The sequence below is a fragment of the Algoriphagus pacificus genome (assembly GCF_017254845.1).
GTDB lineage: Bacteria > Bacteroidota > Bacteroidia > Cytophagales > Cyclobacteriaceae > Algoriphagus > Algoriphagus pacificus.
Map to the genome: position 1 here is coordinate 64,105 of NZ_JAFKCU010000008.1, position 18,615 is coordinate 82,719.

Here is an 18,615-nt window from a genome sequence, read left to right on the forward strand (position 1 = left end):
AGGCTTTCAATAATCATATTGGAAGCCTTTTCTGTTTTCATTATTATTTTTTTTATCTAATTATTATTACTTTGTAAGTAATTGATGATCAGATATTTGATCAATAGGTATCAGCTTATGCTTTTCGGTTCCCAAATCGGGATAGTAACCATTCTACTTTCATTTTTATCAGAGGACTCCTAATGCCCTCCAAATTTTTATTTACCCTTAATACCATGGCAAAACTTAGAAACTTGTCGATTACTACTCCATTGCTTTTTGCTTTTCCTTTGAAAAGTGAATGGGCAATGACACCCATCGATCCAGCAGCCTCAATTAATTCAGGTGCTTGGGAAGATGCAGGCTCACTCAAATTCTCCAGAGGATTTGTGATGGCAAAAAACGATGCAAATTTCCTTTATCTGGCACTTGATGTGGTCTATGATACTGGAAATGATTCCGGGACTAACGATTATTTTTGGTTGAGTTTTGATTCAAACAGGGATAGAGCTATCACCAGCAATGTTGATGTCAACTATGCCAATTTTGTAAATCAGCCAAACAAGCTTGGAATCCAAAAATACTTGGGTCCAGGGCAATGGACAGGAATCACTGTTCCTCCAAAATCAGAAGTGGTCCAGGAGTTTGGTCCCAGCCCAAATTCAGAAACCAGCCATAGGATCTGGAAACTCAAGATTGAATTGAAGGAAATCAATGTGGCTCTTTCTTGGCCACTCAGCACACCTTATACGTATTTTGGTTTTAGAGTTAGATCCAGTAATCCAGCATTTACGACAGATTTTCCAGTAAATTTTCACAAGGATTTTACTAAGCTTAGACAGCTGATTCTTTCTAGAAAACCAAGTATTCCAAGTGCGGATTTGGGACCTCTGGTTGGTAGTATAGGATTGATTCCTACTACCAAAATCAATGCTTCCGGACGTGCAAGTACAGATCCAGGCTACTATGTGCATGTTGAAAATGCAGCTTTTGGAGGAACCCTAAATCTGATTGGGAATCGGACAAAATTGCAACAACTTTGGGCAGCTGGAAATAAAAAGTACAAAGTGGAAATGGCGCCTCCTGGAGGCTCTTACTCCAAATTGATTAGTAATTGGTCAAATTACAGATGGACTGGAAGTACCTATGCTTTGGAGTCATTCGCAGCCTCGTCCTATGGGTATTACCAAATGGCCAATCCTGGAACAGACTATTCGATTGATGATTTGTTGATTCAATTTCCTACCACAGCTTTGCTTCCTGGTTTGTATAAAATTAAAGTGACTTTCTATGTTGGCTCGAGTTATACAAGTGTTGCGGCAACTCAAGAATTGGGAATTTATATCGATAATCATGTGCCAGCAACAAACATTGAAAGTGTGAAACATGGAAGTAGTGAAGTTTCTGCATGCGCTATTGAGACTATTGGGGCAGCTCCTGATGGATTGAATTTCAGGATTACTGCAAATGACCCTGAAGGAAACCTAAGAGGGATAAGCTTCTATGCCACTTATGGCGCAGGACTTTCAACTTCTATTTATTCTGAAGCATATGACTTGTCTAAAGGGAATTGGATGGGGTATACTAATAAACTGATTCCTATTTCAGGAAATTGGCGACCACCCCAATCTTGCGCTTTCAGCTTTATTCTTGTAGCGACAGCCCGGACAACCAATGGATATTCATACATAGGTAAAAATCAAATTCATAGAAATCTGACCTTGCTTTTAGGATAAAAAGCATTTTGCGAAAAGCCATTTCTGATTCAGAAATGGCTTTTTTTAATTATAAATTCGGCGGGAGTCTATGAAGCGTTCCCTGTTCGTAGCCGTAGGCTATTTTTATCAAAGTAGGTTCGCTGTACATCCTTCCCAAAAACTGAATCCCGGCTGGCAATCCTTCATAGCCAAAACCCATAGGGACAGTAAATGCAGGCTGGCCAGTATGTGGTGCGATCATCTGGTTGTTATCACCGCCATAATCTTCCATATAGTGGTTAATTCTTGCTGGCTTTTTATTCCAGCTAGGATAAATGATTGCATCCAGATTTAATGAATCCATCGCTGCTTCAATTGCCTCACGAAATGCGATTCTATTTGGATCTTCATAGGCGTTTAAGCAAGGATTTTGGATTTCAGCATTAGCAGAGGATTCCAGTCTAACTCTGGAAAAATCAGAATTTGTTCCAATCCTTATCACATCTTCCAAGGTTTGGAGCGTGTCTCGTTTTACGTAAGTAGCAAGAAATTCTTCTAAATCGGTTCGAAACATTGGACACCACTGATTTCGTCTCAGTTCTGCAAAGTTTGGAACGACAAATGGATCGATAATCTCTGCACCCAAAGAATCTAAATCAGCAATTGCCTTTTCAAAAAGTGACTTGATTTCTGGCTCAACTTCGAAATCACTGAGCTCTCTCAAAACCCCAATTCTCATTCCTTCAAGTCCATTTTTTTGTAAATACTGCTGATAGTTTTCAGTTGTTTTCCCTTCTGAATAAGCCGTAATTGGATCTTTTGGATCAACTCCGGCCATTACTTCCAGCATACGGGTAGCGTCTTCGACAGTTCGACACATTGGCCCCACCACATCATTTCTTAAATATAGAGGAACGATTCCTTCCCTGCTGATTAAACCTAAAGTCGTCCTGAAACCCACCAAAGAATTATGAGAAGAAGGACCGCGAATGGAATTTCCGGTGTCGGTTCCCAAACCTCCTAAACCGAAGTTTGCCGCAATAGCTGCACCTGTTCCACCACTGGATCCTGCTGGGACTCGGTCGAGATTGTATGGATTATGGGTGATTCCCCCCGTAGAACTCTCACTATGCATCGGTGAAAAAGCCCATTCAGCCATGTTAGATTTTGCCAAAACAATTGCTCCAGCTTCTTCAAGCTTTTTTATGATAAAGGCATTTTCCTCTGGGTAAAAATCCTGTAAAGCAAAAGAACCCGCTGTGGTAGGTAATCCTACGGTATTGATATTGTCTTTGACGATGATCGGAACACCATGAAGTGGCCTCAAAACTTTGGTGTTTTGGTATTCTTCATCCAGTTTTTTAGCGATAGCTATTGCTTCTGGATTGATAATCGTGATAGAATTGATCAGGCTATCATTTGCTCGAATTGAGGAAATATATGCCTCTACCAAGTCCTGACTGTTATATTTTCCTTTTTGATAGGCCTGGTGAAATTGAGCGATTGTCAACTCCTGCAAATCAATGGATTCCTTTGGTTTTGGCTTGTTACATGCCCAAAACAGCAATGCGAAAAGCAGGTAGGACAGGGATATGGCGGTATTTTTCATTGGTAGGGTGAATATTGAACCGAAATTATCGGAAGATACGATCTAAAGACCTTTGTGCCTATTGGAATTATCAGGTTTTTAATCCAAAAACAAGGGTTGGAACAGAATGTGGTTTATTGATAGTTTAAACAAATGCACTCTGAGGCGTTTATTATAATAGAACCAAAACAACCAACTATGGACTATACAGTAAAAATCAAATCGATAAAAGTTTTAACCCACGATGTGAAAAGCTATGTTGTTGAAAAACCAAAGGGCTATTCCTTTGTCCCTGGGCAAGCTACCGAGGTAGCAATCAATAAAAACGAATGGAGAGGAGAAAAGCGTCCTTTTACTTTTACGGCATTGCCTGACGCGGATCATTTGGAGTTTGTCATCAAATCCTACAGCGATCATGATGGCGTTACGAATCAATTAGATCAATTGGAAGAGGGAGACGAGCTTATTTTAGGGGATGCTTGGGGAGCAATTCAGTATCATGGCAAAGGTGCATTTATCGCAGGTGGAGCGGGAGTTACTCCATTTGTAGGGATTTTCAGACATTTGGAAGCCAAAGGTGAGGTGCCAGGAAACAAATTGTTTTTTGCAAATAAAACCAGCAAGGACGTGATTCTGGAGGATTATTTCCAACGAATCCTAGGGAATGAATTCGTTTCGATTTTGGAAAAAGAAGAGAAAGCCGGACATGAATATGGGAGAATAGACAAAGCTTTCTTAAAAGAGCATATTTCTGATTTCTCACAGGAATTCTATGTCTGCGGACCAGATCCTATGGTAAAAACAATCAGTAAAAGTCTTGAAGAACTGGGAGCAAATCCTGACGCAATCATTTTTGAGAAGTAAAAAACCAAAAAAGGGAGCTGATCAGATAGATCAACTCCCTTTTTTAGTTTTAGCAATCGGCTTATTTAAATCCGATTTCTTTTAAGCCATCGTGGCTGATTTTAATTGCTTCCATTGGGTCAAGACCGAAAGTCTGATCTTGTTCCACTAGGTAGAATTCCATTCCAGACTTTTCCTTTTCAGCAAGAATTCTTTTGAAATCAATGCTTCCAGTGTTTACTGGTGCAAAATTTCCCTCAGCATTCATGTCTTTAACGTGCCAAGCTTTGAATCTTCCTGGATATTTTTCGAAGTAAGTCAATGGATCAACTTCCGCTTTTGTTACCCAAAATAAATCCATTTGAAAGTTCACAAATTCAGGATTACACTTTTCAAGAAGAATATCTTCTATGATAGTACCATCAGCCATCGGCTTGAATTCAAAATCATGGTTATGATAAAGAAGTTTAATACCTGCGCTGTTACATTTTTCACCCAAAGTATCCATGATTGCTACTAACTCATCAGCGGTGCCTTTCATTCCCATGCCATCTTTACCAAAAGTAAACATGCCCATTGGAGGAACAGGGATTACAAAATATTCAATACCAGCAGCTTTTACATCAGCGATCAACTGATCTGCATTTTCCATGGTTACCATGCCCATGTGGGCACTTTTTGCGGTCATTCCCAAAGACTCTAAATAAGCTTTGAATTCAGCAGGTGTCATTCCATAGAATTTTCCGTCTTCATAATTTGCGGCTTCTACATAAGCATATCCTGCTTCAGCAACAGCTTGAAGGGTAGCTTTTGGATCGCTCGCCATAGAGTCCCGAACGGTGTAAAGCGCCAATCCACCAAATGATGAAGGCTCTACAACTGCTTCTTCTACCACCTCAACAGTTTCTTCAGTTTTGGTTCCGCAAGAGCTGAATCCAATACCAAGAAGGAGTAAAAGGGATAGATTTAATGTGATTTTTTTCATAGGGGTTGTATTAATTGAGTTTGAAAGATACCAATTCTTGAGATATTTTTAAGGAATGAATGATTATTGTGTCTTTTTGAAGTAATAGTTAAATGTTTCTAGGTTTTACCTTTTTATTTTTCCTGAAATACATAATCCAATTGCTGGACTTTTGGATCCTTTTCAGGAGTTAGAGTAAAGAAAACAAGTATGTCGCCTTTTTCTCCAATCAGCTTGAAGGTTCCTCTCAATTGATTTTGTGGTTCTAATTCCGTTGTGGAATTGATTTTTCCTGCCTGATCCAGAACTTTCATCAAACCTGCAGTCCGATGGTCTTTATCCTGATCCAAAAAGAAGTTTTCTGCGAAAATTCCTACCTCAAAACCTGCTGTTTCCTGCATGAAAATTTTCGCTACTTGCTCTTTTCTTGTTTCCAAAATAGTAGAAACAGGTAAAGTTCTCGGCTGGATTCCTAACTCGTTAAACAAGATTTTCTCTATTTCCTTAAGAGGCCAAGGTGTGGTATAGGTTAGGTTGCAAAACGCCATGATCCCAACTCCATATTCAGGATAAAAGACATAATTACTTCCAAATCCAGGGAGTGCACCTCCATGTGAAACCCATTTTCTATTATTACAGTCTTGATAAATACCCAATCCATAACCATATCCAGCCATTCTTGGACAGGGTTCGTCGTTATAGTTTGTAGCATTTGGATAAAGTCTTGGGAACTGAGGTGTGTGCATTTCCCTTAAAGAACTTCTTTTGATAGGGCCTGATTCTTCTTCACTTCTTGGAGGCCAGGCGGAAAGATGAAAGCTGACGTATTTGCTGAAATCTTCAATGCTTGTAATCAAACCTCCCATGGACCCGAAAGCTCCGTCATGCAGCATGGGTTCAAGTTTCCATTCCTCATCTTCCCATCGGTAACCAATCACAAGTTCGCCAGTTGGTACTTCATCAATTTCCCAATAACTATGCGTCATTCCCAGAGGGCTAAGGATCTCATCTTTGATATATGCTTGGTAGGGTTTTCCTGAAACTTGCTCGATAATGTATCCCAGCATAGCAAAGCCGGTATTGCTGTACTCATAATAAAGTGAGGGCGGATTGGAAAGTGAAAGTCCATCGCTCATCAAGTCCAGCAGCATTTGATTAGGTTCATCCAGCTGCCTGTCGCCCCAAGGATTATCCTCTGGAAACCCTGCTGTCATCGTGATCAAATTTTCAATGTCGATAATTGGGGAATCTTTTGTGAGATAGGTAGTTTGATCAAATTCTGGAATATATTTCGAAACCGGGTCATGAAGTGAAAGCTTTCCTTCATCCCTCAATTTTAGGATAGCCATGGCCGTAAAACTTTTGCTCATGGAAGCAATCCGATATGCAGCTGTAGTTGTGGCAGGTGTTTCACTTGATACCTCTAAAAACCCGACAGCATCCGAGACGACCAACTCGTTGTCAACAACGATCCCGTAGGCAATACCAGGAATGTTATTTTGCTTTGCATAATCTTCCATTAGTTTTTGAAGCTGCGGAGCAATTCCTTCAATTTTCTCCTTTCGCTGATCATTTTTGAAAATTGGAGGCTGATAAGTTGAAGAAAAAGAAGTTGTGCTTTTTTCCTCATACGAACTTTCTTCTGGTTTTGAAGTGCAGGAAAAAAGAATCAAAAAAATGAAAACAGGCCGAAGAAGTAGGGAAATGACTTTCATATAGTTGGAGTGGATGTTCAATGAATTTAAAACAAAAACCCTGATTTTATTTCCAAGAAAGAGAAACTCTAGGCTTAAGAATAACGGGCCAAAACTTTTTTGACCAAAGAGCCGATCGTCAAACCTTGTCCAATAATTGAGAAGACTACGATGACATAGGTTACAGTCAGGAATAATTCCCGCTCCATTTGTGGCTCCAGAGATAGTGCCAAAGCAATGGAAATTCCTCCTCTGATTCCGCCCCAGGTCATCAATAAATTGGTTTTCGGGATGAAGTCCAGCTTTTTCTCAAAGATAGTCACTGGTCCAGCCAAGGAAAGATACCTAGCGATCAGAGAAACCGGAATAGCGATCAAACCAAAAATCAGATATTCTTCCTTGGCAGAAATAATCAGAAGCTCCAAGCCAATTAAAACAAATAAAACCGCATTGAGGAGAACGTCAATCAGTTCCCAGAATTTGTCTACATAATTTTGGGTGGTTTCTGACCATGCGATTTTTGGCGATTTGTTTCCGATGAAAATCCCTGCTACCACTACCGCTAAGGGTCCGGAAACATGGATTTTGTGTGCCAAAATGGATAAGCCCATAACCAAGGCAAGAGTAATCATTACTTCTGTTTCGTAATGGTCGATTACCTTCATCAGTTGAAATGTCAACCAACCAGTAACTAACCCAAGTGTTATTCCACCCACGACCTCTTCTAGGAACAAAAGGCCAATTTCACCCGGACTAATGGCATCCAATCCCTGTTGGGCAATTTTGAAAATGACCAGAAAAACTACCACACCGACCCCATCATTGAAAAGGGATTCTCCTACGATTTTCACCTCCAATTTTTTGGGTGCATTCGCATCTTTCAAGATTCCTAAAACAGCAATTGGATCGGTTGGGGAAATCAAAGCACCAAACAAAAGGCAATAGATGTAATTGATTTCATGCCCAAAAGCCATAAATACCCCATACATCATCGATCCAACCAAAAAGGTGGACAAAACCACTCCAATGGTTGCAAAAGTTGCTATCGGAGCTTTTAAAGTCTTCAAGGTATCAAGCTTCGTGTGCAGTGCGCCTGCAAAAAGAAGAAAGCTCAGCATCACATCAAGCAAAGCCGTTTCAAAATCAATGGATTGAATCAATAGCTCAGCTTCTTCAATGAAAAAGGGATTGATCTTTCCGAGAATCGTTATTCCAACTGTGAAAGCGATTGCGATAATCATCAATCCAATCGTAAATGGCAGCTTCAAAAATTTGGTATTGATGAATGCAAAAGCTGCAGATAAAACAATAAGAATGGTGATAATGGTAAAAATATTCATTGCGGAATTTTAATATTCAGGACATGTTTTGAATCCAAATTTTTGCTTATTCCTCCTCAGGAATTGCCATGGTGTGATTTCCCACTAAGTAGCATTTGCCAGCTATCTCCACATAGGTTCTCATAAAATGATAGCGAGTAGGAGTGGGGCCTCTGTCCACGACAGTAAACCCTGTCACTATTGCTGTATTTCCGACAATAGCCACTTTTACCTCACTTTGAGTTCTTGACCTGGTATTGCTGCTTCCTTGTTCCTCCTGTCTTTTCATACGCTTTACCATATCTTCTTTAGAATCTATCATGGAAGCATGGTTGTGTACCCATACAAATTCCTCTGAAAGCAAATCTTCAAAGAAAGCTGCTTTAGGATGAAGATTTGTCTCTTCCCATTTTGCATCAAGGGCTTTGATGTTTTCAGCTGTCATACAAGATTGCTGTGCCTGGGAAGCAAGAGAGAAGGTCAGAAAGAAAAGAAATAAAAGGATGTAAGGTTTCATTTTAATCATGGGGATTTAAGCAATTATTGATCGTTTAATTTAAGGATTTAATAAAGATTGTAAGCCATCAAGTCTAAAAGCATCTGTCAAAAACTTGAATTTTCGATGAACCTGGAATTCGGAAAAGGCTTAAATTAAAAAATCCTGCCGCATCTGAGTTGCGACAGGAAATCTTCTGAGACGGGTTTAAAATTCTTCTTTTATTGAAAGCTAAAAGCTATTGGGAAAATGAAAATTACGATTAATCCCCAGATGAAATAGATTGGGATAAACTTGGCAACCGCCACACCGACTTCAGCCAAATCACTCTTTTTTGAAACTGTTTTAAACAACCGATATGTCACGAGTACCAGATGTATCAAGATCAAAATATTGGCAACCAACACAGCTAGTCGATTTGGTGTAAATCCCCATTCTGATATTCTGAAAATAATTGCAGATAGTGCGATTCCATTGACGATGATAGACACTAAGGAAAGAAAAAATAGAACCCAGATATCTAATGTGATTTTACCTTTCTCTGAATTTTCTGCAATTGAGAAGAAAATCAAAGCCATTACTCCTATCAAAAGCAGGTTGAAAATCAGTAAAAACTCACGGTCATTGTAAGGGTCTTTTCCGGAATAAATAATTGCTCCTATGTATAAAACCAACATGATCAATACTGCTGGGCTGAATAGCTTAGCAACGATAGGAGTGACTTTATTGACTAACTGAGGATTGGTCTGGGTCAGGAATGTTGCCAAAATTGGAACGGACGGCAGGCCAAAAACAAGGATGTACTTTTCGAAAATCGGTTCCATGTTGATTCCAATCAATTCAAATAATCCAAAGGTGATTGCCATCAACAGAGCACCAGCTATTCCAAGAACAACACACATCACAGCTGCATCCCCATTGAATCTCAAAAACTCCAAACGAGGGTTTAAGCTCCTGAAATTATTTCCCGAAAAAGAAATGCCTAAAATGGCCCAAAGAAGCAAAGGCAAGTGGATGCAAGCCAAAGCGATAGAGTCGCTGTCGGAATTATCAGGAAGCACATTGATATAGGTGATACAAATACTGATTATTCCTGCCAAGATTCCTATTGCTTGTCTTGAAAGAGCATTTTTCCAGGCGAAATAGGCGATAAGCACAGGGAAAACCACAAATCCTATGTTTCTGGGAAGAAAGAAATCTGGAGAAATGGAAAAAATATCTGGAATCTTGCCGATCATTCCGGCTATGAAGCAGCCAATTGCCACGTAGATCAATTCATTTTTTGAGCCCCAAGAAATGGATGGGCTTTCGTAGCTGAGTCTGGCATTCCAGAATTCAATGGCAGGGTTTGACGTTTGCTCCTTTTTGATCTCTAATAGAGATTCTTTGAACTGGGATTTATTGGATCGGTAAAGCTTTTCCAAAAAAGCAGGATCGTCTAAGTGGGTTAATATTTCTTCTTTCATGATGGAAGGGTTTAAGGATGTTTTATGGTTAATTTGAAGCTTGTGTATTGAGTTTTGAGTTTTCATAATCTTCCAAACAGTCGTCCAGAGAGCCGCCTTGGACGTGGATGCATTCGCAGAAAGTGAATCCCGCAGCTTCATTTTCTGTACCCACAAATTGCTTTTGGCAGGATTCAAGTGAATTTTGAGGCATTACCTCATGGCCGAAAAGGGAGTATAGAACAACAAATACCATGGTGGATAAAACCCCGCCAGCGAATAAAAAAGGGAATTTTAGGCTGTATTTCTCTGGCTTTGGCAAGCTTACCTCTTTGGAATAACGGTTAAAAGGTAAGATGTACCTCAGTTTGTCATAATGCCAAGAAAGGATGTAAAGGTTTGCCAAGACCATCAGAGGAGAAGTGATATAAGAACCCACAAATCTCACTGCAAAAGATAAGATCCAGATGTTAACAATGATAGGTAAATAGAGCAATGCTCCCATTAAAACAGTTCTTGGGAACAGCAATAAAATAGCTGCCAAAACCTGCGCAATGCCAATAAATGTGTAGTAGTATCCGGTATGGTGAAGTGCTTCCAGATAAGCGCCCATCGGGTGAATTACAGATAAGCCGCTGGCAAACCGTTCGCCTAAAATTTTCACCATTCCGGCCACGATAAACGCGTAGGCTAATAGTATCCTGCAAAAAAGCTGCAATAACCAATACCATCGGTTCTGCTTGATTGTGAAGTAATAGGCTTCTAATTTTTGTGTAAAGTTTGAAGTAGTCATGAGATTTGATTTGTAATAGCCTCAAATGGAATTTGCTTAATCCCAGAGCCCTATCAGGCTGAAGGCAAACACGGCACTAAGCCAGATCGCGACGAAGTATAAGAGTGTGCTGAAAAGGATAGCTCCAAATTTTTTGGAACCAGAGGGAAACCAAACAAATCCCATCAGGTAAAAAAACAAACCTCCAAATACACCGCCTAAAGGGATGAAAATCAATGGGACCCACATCCAGGATTCAAATAATTCGCTTTTGACTAGAATGAGAAACATCAACCAGGAAAAGGGAATACTCGCTCCAATAATCCCTGCGACTAATGCAGATTTGGCTTGGAAGCCTTTTAAGAATTCAATGTTTGTTTTCATGTTTATTTTAATTGAAAGTACTTTGAGATTCAAAGTAGATGCTTAAATTTTTTTAGGTCTTATTTTCTTTTATCAAATTTTCTAGGAATTCCAGATGGTTCTGAAAAGCTTTTTTACCCGTCGAAGTAGCAGAGTAAGTGGTCAATGGTTTTCTGCCCACAAAGCTTTTAATGACCTCTATGTATTCCTGCTTTTCAAGGTTTTTTAAATGCGAAGCCAAGTTCCCATCAGTCACATCGAGCATTTCTTTGAAGGAATTGAAATCATATTCCTCATTGACCATCAGGATGGACATGACCCGAAGTCGGACCACATTTTCAAACGCTTTGTCGTAATTCCCCTTCACCTTATCGGTCGTATTTATAGTACATCATGGATCCGTAGATGACATGTAGAATCCCAAATCCTCCAGCCCAAAACAGCAATCCGAACTGAGGGAAAAATGCTGCCAAAACCCCTAAGCCCAATTGTGAAAAGCCTAGTTTCTTAATTTCTCCCAAAGTGAAATGTGAGGCACTGACCAATCCCAAGCCGTAGAAACATAACATGGCTGCAGGAATTAATTGAAAAGTATGCTCATGAACCAATGCGAAACAAAATAAACCACCGAGTAGGACAGGAATAAATAATGCCTGCCAAAATCGCTTGCTTGCTGATGTCCAGAATTTTTGGGAGGCTTTTGCACTTTTTTGTTTGCTCATGGTCCAAGCTGAAATCAATGCCAGTCCAAGGATCACCAGTGCCAAAGCGAGAATTCGCCAAATCAATTGAGAATCCGATAATTCATTAGCAGGGTCTCCCCATTCAGAAAGAGGAAAATAAATCCAATACCAAGCGATACCCGCTCCAATGATGGCATAGATTCCCGCCAAAACTCCAGATAACCCACTCAATGATAGAAAGCGTGTGCTCCGCTCCATCATGGATTTGATCTCAGCTAATTCTTGTTCCGGTTTTTTCATTTTAAAAGTACTTTGAGATACAAAGTAAATTCAAAGAATCGAAATTGCCATACGAAGAAAAATATTTTTTAATCTTTCTAAGAAATCCAGCTCCATTCAAATTATTCGAGGCATTCCTTTCCACTTCCATTTTATCTCATTTAGAATTACCTAAATTGGAGCTTTAACAGGACGAATCACTCATTCAATATCCATGAACTCAAAGCCTCTTTTAGCCCTATTGCTTTTTTTACTTTTTAGTCTGACTGCATTTTCACAAAATAAAATAATAACAGGTGGTTGGGTTTATGACAGCTCAACAAAAAGCTTCAAAAAGAATACTGGAGTTTATTTAGTCAATGGACTTTTTGGGACAGGCTCAGAGAATGTCATGAATTGGGAAGTAATGTCTTTGACAGATGCCGACTATATTTTGCCAGGTTTGATTGATTTGCACGCACACTATCGGGTCAGTTATGATAACAAAGCCTATGATGATACTGTCGCGATGCCAAAAATATTCCTTGCGAATGGGGTAACTAGCACTTTTCCGGCAGGGGAAATTGAACCCGAGAAAATGTGGGATTTGCAACGGTCAATTGATTCAAACCAGCGTCCTGGCCCTAGGATTTTACATTCAGGACCATATTTCGGAACGGCCGCTCCTGATTGGAATCCAGATTTTACTGAACAGGATATCCGTAAACGAGTGGATGAGTGGGCAAGAAAAGGAGCTTATGGATTCAAAGCGAAGGGCATCACCAAAGAGCATTTGGAGGTTTTGATAGATCAAGCCCATAAACATGATTTGACTGTCACAGGTCATCTTAATTCAGGCTACCGAAATTCAGTAAATCCACAGGAAGCAATTGAAATGGGAATTGATAGGGTAGAGCATTTTTTGGGAGGAAGGTTGTTGGCCGATTCCATTGATGCCTACCAAAGTCTCAAGCAAATCGATCCAGCAGATCCAAGACTCGAGGAAATCATCCAATTGTACATAGAAAATGGGGTTTACTTTGACGCTACTTTAGCTACTTACGGTGCGATTGGGCAAGTCAAATCACTTGTTTTTATGGATTGGGCTTTTGAAGAGTTGTACTTTACTCCATTCACAGATAGAATCATCAAAAACATCAAACCTTCGGATTTCAATGCTTTATGTGCTTTGATTTATCCTGTTAAACAAGGGATTCTGAAGCGGTATTATGACGCTGGAGGATTGATTACTGTTGGCACTGATAGACCTTTTTTACTCGATAATTATTTGGGTGGAGGAATCGGTGGGTTTTTTATTCATAGAGAAATGGCAGCAATGGTGGAAGTTGGAATTCCTGCTGCAGAGGTGATTTATTTTGCCACTCAACAAAATGCAGAAGCATTGGGAATTGGTGATAAAGCTGGAAGTATCAGTCCGGGAAAATGGGGAGATATGATTATCGTTAAAGGAAATCCAATTGAAGATATCAACAGAACCAGAACGGTTCATACTGTGATCAAAGCCGGGAAAGTCTATTCCTCCATGGATTTGAAGAATTCTGCAAAAGGCAAATTGGGACCCGTGGAGTGATCCAATTACTTCTTTAGACTGTTCATGATAAACTCCAAAATAGGAGTGGGATCTTCCAAACTATGGGGGTGATGACCCACGCCTGGTTTGCCGATCAATTTAATGGTTCCTCCAGCTTTTCTAAACTCTTCGGCTAATAATGCGGTGTTTTCTTCAAAGGAAACTACCTCGTCTGCTTCTCCATAGACATGTATTACTGGGATTTTTGCTTTTGCTACTGCAATGCTGGTATAGATGGGGATGCCTTTGAAATCCAAGACTGATACAGAATCGAGTCCATAGGCTTTTAAACATTTCTCCCAATCAAACGGGCTGCCTTTTCCTGAATATAATCCTCCCGGCCAACTCTTAATGTCACAAACCGGTGCGTCGGCATAAATGGTAAAAACCTTGTCGGTGTTTTTCGCTGCCCAATTGTAGATGATCAGTCCACCTCTGCTCATTCCTTCCAAAACTACCTTTTGATTAAGATTAAATTCCTTTCGGCAATAGGCATAGAAATCATCCCAGATTTTAACCGCTTCCTCATTTCCAAAAAGATCAGCGACATCCACATACACTACATGAAACCCTTTTTCCAATAAGGCTTTGTCTAACTGCGGTTCGTGCCCCCAAAATCTAGCTCTCCAAACCCAATAGCCATTTTTATTTGGTTTGTTAGGGAAAACTAACTTAGCAGGATGACCTTGGAAAGAGAAATTCCGGATGGTGTATTCATCGAAAATCCTCTCTTGGGAAAAGCTGACAGTGCTTAGAAATAGGCAAAAGCAAAAAAGAAATAGGACTTTGGTTTGATACATTCGGGTTTCGGCTAATTGATTTGATAAGTTAGAAAAAACGGGAAATTCGAAGATCATTTTTTTTGGTTCAATTGATAATATTGGAGGTTTTTCCAACTAACTTACAAATACGATGAATTATCGTATTTTTGTTTAAATCCCTTACGTTATGAAAATCACTGCATTAATTGAGGATGAATTGATTCAAGAAGTAATCAACACTTCAGGAGCAAAAAATGTGACCGAGGCGCTACGAATAGCTTTAAAAGACTATTTGGCTCGAAGGAAATTGTTGGATTTGGCAAAAGAGGTGGCAGCTGAGCCTATAGAGTTTTATTATGGAGCGGATCAATTGCGTGACCAAAACCAGCGATGAGAAAAGTACTGGTAGATACCTCTGTATGGATTGAATTCCTAAAAGGAAATCCAGATTTTTTTCAACCTATGACTGAAATCATGGAAAACGGAGAGATTTACACGTTGGAATTGATTTTTGCCGAACTGCTTCAAGGCGTGAAAAATAACCGTGAAAGAACCTTGATTAATGATTTCTACCAACAAATGAGAGTTTTGGATTCTCCGGGAATGATCGTTAAGGCAGGGGAGTTTGCAGGTACAAACAAATTATTAGGAAGAGGGATAGGATTAATTGATGCGGTAATTATTTATGCTTCTATGCATTTTGGCCTTGAACTGTGGACTTTGGACCGAAAAATAATTGGTTTCATGAAAGATTTACCGGCATCATGAAAAGATGAATTTAGAAATGATTTTAAACAAAAAAGAAGCTGTCTCAAAATTATATGATATTGTCAGCCTGAGCGGAGTCGAAGGCTTTATACAGCGAATTAAGCTACATTTCGACTTCGCTCAATGTGACAAAAAGGAGTTATGAGACAGCCTCTTTTACAACTCTATTTGATATCGCTTAATTATCCAATTTCAACTGATTTTCTTTTTTAAGACTCTTATTGATTTTAGGAAGCGAACTCTTGATCACTTGCTCGCTTTCGCTTTTAAGTTTCGGAGCAACAGCTTGGAAATAGCTGTATTGCTCGTTTTGATCATGTGTCCAAGGCCCGATATAGTCTCCCACTTGAGAATACAGAGTTCTAATTCTACTGGTCAATTCTCCGTACTTACGGATCACTTCTTTGAGAGGAGCAGCACTTTGTGCATCGTATGTGATATTATCCTTTTCTAATTTCTCAAGCTGATCTTCGAGATTTTGGATAGTGCTGCGATCTTTTTCAACCATTCCGTATAAATCAAGTATTTGCTTTAAAGAGGCGGTCCATTCTTTCCTTACTCCAATTGAGATATCGAGTCTTGGGTCATCATTTACTTTGAATTTCTGCTCATAGCTTTTTCCATTCACTTCCAATTTGGCAGTGTATAATCCCGGAACCACATAAGGTCCACTCATTCTAGATCTACCTGTTCCTGCAGATTCAAATTGATAAGTAAGATCCCACATTACGCGATGAAGGCCAGCCTTATTATTGGTTTTTACTTCATTTACAAAGTTGCCTGTAGCATCCATCACTGTAAGTTTGATAGAATTATTAGCCACTGAATCTTTGAGGTAGTAATCAATGGCAGCTCCGAATTCTGGATTTTCACCTCTGTAATACATGTCTCCTGTATGAGCTCCGTCATTCGTGTAATTGATGATTTCGGCTGTTGCGATTGAGAACAAAGCGGCCTCTTGCTTCAGTACTTCTGGAGTCATTTCCTGAAGCACATTCACATGATCCAAAATCCAAACTCCTCTTCCATGAGTTCCCAAAACAAGGTCATTGTCTCTAGGGTGAATGACTAGGTCATTGAAAGGCAGAGTTGGCATGTTGCTTTTGAACTCCACCCAATGCTCGCCTGCATCATTGCTGATAAAAAGACCGAATTCAGTTCCCAAATAAAGTAGATTCGGGTTCTTTGGATCTTCCCGTAAAGTTCTTGCCACACGGTTTGAGGGTAAGTTTCCTTCTACAGATTCCCAGGTTTTACCATAATCTTTGGTGCGGTAGATGTAATTTTTGAAGTCGTCATTTCTGTAATTATTAATTGCGACGTAAGCAGTGCCTGCAAAGTGATGTGACGGTTCAAAGGTGTTGATCCATGTTTCTTTTGGCAAGCCATTCAATTTGTTGGTGACATCATTCCAAGTTTTTCCTTCATCCCAGGAAACCTGCAGCAAACCATCATCAGTTCCTGCATAGAGCATTCCAGGTGTAAACAAATCTTCAGCAATTGCTGTCAAAGTTGGGAAATAAGGAATACCATCATCCAAAGAGGCAGTATGCTCATCAGGTCTTTGTCCCATGATCAAAAGCTCTCTTCTATTTATTTTGGTAGTCAAATCTCCCAGAGAAACCCAAGTAGCGCCTTTATCTGTGCTTTTCCAAAATACATTTGTTCCAGCATATATGGTGTTATCATCATGATGGGATAAGAAAAAAGGTCCATCCCAGTTGGCAGGTGCCATAGCATTTCCCAACTCTGGTTCTGGAATTCCCGGTCCCCAAGCATCCCAGTTTCTTCGAGCACTTATATTCCCAGTTGGATCTCCTGGACGGATATCTTGTCTTTGCCCGGTTTTCATATTGAGTCTCGACAATCCCAAGTATTGAGATTCGGTATAGACTACATCAGGATCGGTTCTGTCTGGCAGGTTTAGAAATCCATCTCCTCCTCCTAATCGTTTCCAGTCTTCGTTTAAGATACCATCTCTACGATAAGTCTCACTTGGTCCAACCCAACTTCCATTGTCCTGAAGTCCTCCATAAATATTGTAAGGGGTGGCATTGTCCACAGCTACTCGGTAATATTGACTGACGGGGAGGTTGTTGACAAAAAGCCATTTAAGTCCTCTGTCATATGAAATCCCGATGCCACCATCATCTCCTTTGATGACATGTCTGGAATCATTCGGGTTAACCCATAGAATTCTATCATCTCCATGCAAGGATTGACGCGGAGCCGTAAAAGTTCTTCCGCTATCACTTGAATAGCTATACTGATTCATCATATAGATTCTAGACTCATCACTTGGATCAACCAAAGGCTGTGAAGCATACATCGGTCTTGGGTTCCAGTCACTCATTAATTCCCAAGTTTCTCCTTTGTCCTTGCTTCGATAGAGGCCAGCTCTTCTTTCATTATAGGCCGTGGAGGCATTGTATTGAAAGCCTTGTTCCAAAGAAATGAATACTACCTCTGGATTTTTTTGGTAGATAGAAATCCCGATTCTGCCATAATCTCCTTCCGGAAGGCCATTGCTCAGTTCTTTCCAAGTTTTACCGCCATCGGTGGATTTATGAATTCCACTTCCTGGACCTCCACCATGAAAACCATAGGGCTTTCTCATTCGCTGATAAGTGGCAGCATAAAGAATGTTCGGATCAGTAGGATCCATTGCTACATCGACTACACCGGTTTCCTCATCTACATAGATCAATCGCTCCCAGGTTTTTCCACTATCACTGGTTTTGTAAAGGCCACGCTCCTCATTTGGTCCCCATAAATGACCCATGGCAGCAACATAAGCCACTGCGGTGTCAGTAGGATGGAGGACGATTCTCCCGATATGATGAGAATCTTTCAAGCCCACATTTTTCCAGGTTTTACCTCCATTATGAGAAATGTAGACACCATCTCCCCAGGAATTACTCTGGCGATTTGCTCTTTCACCAGTTCCCACCCAAAGGATGTTTGGATGGCTTTGATTGAGTGCAATGGCTCCAATGGAATGGGTGTTTTCCTTTTCAAAAACAGGTTTGAAAGAGATGCCGTTGTCGGTTGTTTTCCAGATGCCTCCAGTCGCAGTTGCTGCATAAAAGGTGTAGGGATCTGACTCTTGGACAGCTAGGTCGACAATACGCCCACTCATGGTGGCAGGACCTATATTTCGAAGAGTTAATCCTTCTAAAAGTTCTGAGGTCAACTCTTGGCCAAAGCCAGGAAGAGTCATACCCAAGCTTAGCAAGAGTAGTAATAATTTGGATTTCATATTGGTGGTTTTCGGTACAGATTGGAATTTAATCAGTTGATCCGAGTCTTCCATTTATTTTTTGAGGAATGGTGGACTTATTTTGGATCTACATATAGGTAGAAATTGAAGGTAAAAGTATTAGAGACTCATATT

The 18,615-nt window shown here is 40.1% G+C and carries 17 protein-coding genes; 5 read left to right on the forward strand and 12 right to left on the reverse strand.

Annotated features, from left to right (window positions below; translation table 11 throughout):
• Positions 1-215 precede the first annotated feature (215 nt).
• Entirely contained in the window at positions 216-1,715 is a 1,500-nt protein-coding gene (locus tag J0A69_RS21175) for a hypothetical protein (RefSeq protein ID WP_206588632.1), read from the forward strand.
• A 49-nt stretch (positions 1,716-1,764) separates the two neighbouring features.
• Here the strand turns inward: J0A69_RS21175 and J0A69_RS21180 are convergent, their stop codons facing one another.
• Positions 1,765-3,285: an amidase gene (locus tag J0A69_RS21180; RefSeq protein WP_206588633.1), complete on the reverse strand. Its 1,521-nt coding sequence runs from the start codon at positions 3,283-3,285 to the stop codon at positions 1,765-1,767.
• 177 nt (positions 3,286-3,462) lie between these two features.
• Between J0A69_RS21180 and J0A69_RS21185 the strand changes: the two genes are divergently transcribed.
• Positions 3,463-4,128, forward strand: coding sequence for an FAD-binding oxidoreductase (locus J0A69_RS21185; RefSeq protein ID WP_206588634.1), 666 nt, complete (start codon positions 3,463-3,465; stop codon positions 4,126-4,128).
• Positions 4,129-4,189: 61 nt separating this feature from the next.
• Here the strand turns inward: J0A69_RS21185 and J0A69_RS21190 are convergent, their stop codons facing one another.
• From J0A69_RS21190 to J0A69_RS21230, 9 genes are all read right to left on the reverse strand, one after another.
• On the reverse strand, positions 4,190-5,092 hold the full coding sequence (locus tag J0A69_RS21190) for a sugar phosphate isomerase/epimerase family protein (protein ID WP_206588635.1): 903 nt from the start codon (positions 5,090-5,092) through the stop codon (positions 4,190-4,192).
• Positions 5,093-5,205: 113 nt separating this feature from the next.
• On the reverse strand, positions 5,206-6,786 hold the full coding sequence (locus tag J0A69_RS21195) for a serine hydrolase domain-containing protein (RefSeq protein ID WP_206588636.1): 1,581 nt from the start codon (positions 6,784-6,786) through the stop codon (positions 5,206-5,208).
• A 74-nt stretch (positions 6,787-6,860) separates the two neighbouring features.
• Positions 6,861-8,105 carry a cation:proton antiporter gene (locus J0A69_RS21200; RefSeq protein ID WP_206588637.1) on the reverse strand — a complete coding sequence of 415 codons (1,245 nt, stop codon included), beginning with the start codon at positions 8,103-8,105 and terminating at the stop codon, positions 6,861-6,863.
• Positions 8,106-8,151: 46 nt separating this feature from the next.
• Positions 8,152-8,601 carry a nuclear transport factor 2 family protein gene (locus J0A69_RS21205; protein WP_206588638.1) on the reverse strand — a complete coding sequence of 150 codons (450 nt, stop codon included), beginning with the start codon at positions 8,599-8,601 and terminating at the stop codon, positions 8,152-8,154.
• A 200-nt stretch (positions 8,602-8,801) separates the two neighbouring features.
• Entirely contained in the window at positions 8,802-10,046 is a 1,245-nt protein-coding gene (locus J0A69_RS21210) for a DUF4153 domain-containing protein (protein WP_206588639.1), read from the reverse strand.
• A gap of 28 nt (positions 10,047-10,074) precedes the next feature.
• Positions 10,075-10,818: a DoxX family protein gene (locus J0A69_RS21215; RefSeq protein ID WP_206588640.1), complete on the reverse strand. Its 744-nt coding sequence runs from the start codon at positions 10,816-10,818 to the stop codon at positions 10,075-10,077.
• Positions 10,819-10,854: 36 nt separating this feature from the next.
• On the reverse strand, positions 10,855-11,181 hold the full coding sequence (locus J0A69_RS21220) for a hypothetical protein (protein WP_206588641.1): 327 nt from the start codon (positions 11,179-11,181) through the stop codon (positions 10,855-10,857).
• A gap of 52 nt (positions 11,182-11,233) precedes the next feature.
• Positions 11,234-11,527, reverse strand: a complete 294-nt coding sequence (locus tag J0A69_RS21225) for a winged helix-turn-helix domain-containing protein (protein ID WP_206588642.1) — start codon at positions 11,525-11,527, stop codon at positions 11,234-11,236.
• Between the two features lies 1 nt (position 11,528).
• Complete coding sequence (locus J0A69_RS21230) at positions 11,529-12,143, reverse strand: hypothetical protein (protein ID WP_206588643.1); 615 nt, start codon at positions 12,141-12,143, stop codon at positions 11,529-11,531.
• A gap of 193 nt (positions 12,144-12,336) precedes the next feature.
• Here J0A69_RS21230 and J0A69_RS21235 point away from each other — a divergent pair, with 193 nt between their 5' ends.
• On the forward strand, positions 12,337-13,692 hold the full coding sequence (locus J0A69_RS21235; protein ID WP_206588644.1) for an amidohydrolase family protein: 1,356 nt from the start codon (positions 12,337-12,339) through the stop codon (positions 13,690-13,692).
• 5 nt (positions 13,693-13,697) lie between these two features.
• Here J0A69_RS21235 and J0A69_RS21240 read toward each other — a convergent pair whose 3' ends face one another.
• Positions 13,698-14,549, reverse strand: coding sequence for an alpha/beta hydrolase family protein (locus J0A69_RS21240; RefSeq protein WP_236033065.1), 852 nt, complete (start codon positions 14,547-14,549; stop codon positions 13,698-13,700).
• A gap of 91 nt (positions 14,550-14,640) precedes the next feature.
• Here J0A69_RS21240 and J0A69_RS21245 point away from each other — a divergent pair, with 91 nt between their 5' ends.
• Both J0A69_RS21245 and J0A69_RS21250 read left to right on the forward strand, forming a co-directional pair.
• Entirely contained in the window at positions 14,641-14,847 is a 207-nt protein-coding gene (locus J0A69_RS21245; RefSeq protein ID WP_206588645.1) for a type II toxin-antitoxin system VapB family antitoxin, read from the forward strand.
• Entirely contained in the window at positions 14,844-15,221 is a 378-nt protein-coding gene (locus tag J0A69_RS21250; protein ID WP_206588646.1) for a PIN domain-containing protein, read from the forward strand. The genes J0A69_RS21245 and J0A69_RS21250 overlap by 4 nt, the downstream gene beginning before the upstream one ends.
• Positions 15,222-15,399: 178 nt before the next feature.
• Here the strand turns inward: J0A69_RS21250 and J0A69_RS21255 are convergent, their stop codons facing one another.
• A complete protein-coding gene (locus J0A69_RS21255; RefSeq protein WP_206588647.1) occupies positions 15,400-18,480 on the reverse strand; it encodes a WD40/YVTN/BNR-like repeat-containing protein in 3,081 nt (1,026 codons plus the stop codon).
• Positions 18,481-18,615: the final 135 nt, after the last annotated feature.

Bases quoted from the DNA above. Each gene is read 5' to 3' on its own strand.
- J0A69_RS21175 (WP_206588632.1), top strand. From the start codon at position 216: ATGGCAAAACTTAGAAACTTGTCGATTACTACTCCATTGCTTTTTGCT.
- J0A69_RS21180 (WP_206588633.1), bottom strand. From the start codon at position 3,285: ATGAAAAATACCGCCATATCCCTGTCCTACCTGCTTTTCGCATTGCTG.
- J0A69_RS21185 (WP_206588634.1), top strand. From the start codon at position 3,463: ATGGACTATACAGTAAAAATCAAATCGATAAAAGTTTTAACCCACGAT.
- J0A69_RS21190 (WP_206588635.1), bottom strand. From the start codon at position 5,092: ATGAAAAAAATCACATTAAATCTATCCCTTTTACTCCTTCTTGGTATT.
- J0A69_RS21195 (WP_206588636.1), bottom strand. From the start codon at position 6,786: ATGAAAGTCATTTCCCTACTTCTTCGGCCTGTTTTCATTTTTTTGATT.
- J0A69_RS21200 (WP_206588637.1), bottom strand. From the start codon at position 8,105: ATGAATATTTTTACCATTATCACCATTCTTATTGTTTTATCTGCAGCT.
- J0A69_RS21205 (WP_206588638.1), bottom strand. From the start codon at position 8,601: ATGAAACCTTACATCCTTTTATTTCTTTTCTTTCTGACCTTCTCTCTT.
- J0A69_RS21210 (WP_206588639.1), bottom strand. From the start codon at position 10,046: ATGAAAGAAGAAATATTAACCCACTTAGACGATCCTGCTTTTTTGGAA.
- J0A69_RS21215 (WP_206588640.1), bottom strand. From the start codon at position 10,818: ATGACTACTTCAAACTTTACACAAAAATTAGAAGCCTATTACTTCACA.
- J0A69_RS21220 (WP_206588641.1), bottom strand. From the start codon at position 11,181: ATGAAAACAAACATTGAATTCTTAAAAGGCTTCCAAGCCAAATCTGCA.
- J0A69_RS21230 (WP_206588643.1), bottom strand. From the start codon at position 12,143: ATGAAAAAACCGGAACAAGAATTAGCTGAGATCAAATCCATGATGGAG.
- J0A69_RS21235 (WP_206588644.1), top strand. From the start codon at position 12,337: ATGAACTCAAAGCCTCTTTTAGCCCTATTGCTTTTTTTACTTTTTAGT.
- J0A69_RS21240 (WP_236033065.1), bottom strand. From the start codon at position 14,549: ATGATCTTCGAATTTCCCGTTTTTTCTAACTTATCAAATCAATTAGCC.
- J0A69_RS21245 (WP_206588645.1), top strand. From the start codon at position 14,641: ATGAAAATCACTGCATTAATTGAGGATGAATTGATTCAAGAAGTAATC.
- J0A69_RS21250 (WP_206588646.1), top strand. From the start codon at position 14,844: ATGAGAAAAGTACTGGTAGATACCTCTGTATGGATTGAATTCCTAAAA.
- J0A69_RS21255 (WP_206588647.1), bottom strand. From the start codon at position 18,480: ATGAAATCCAAATTATTACTACTCTTGCTAAGCTTGGGTATGACTCTT.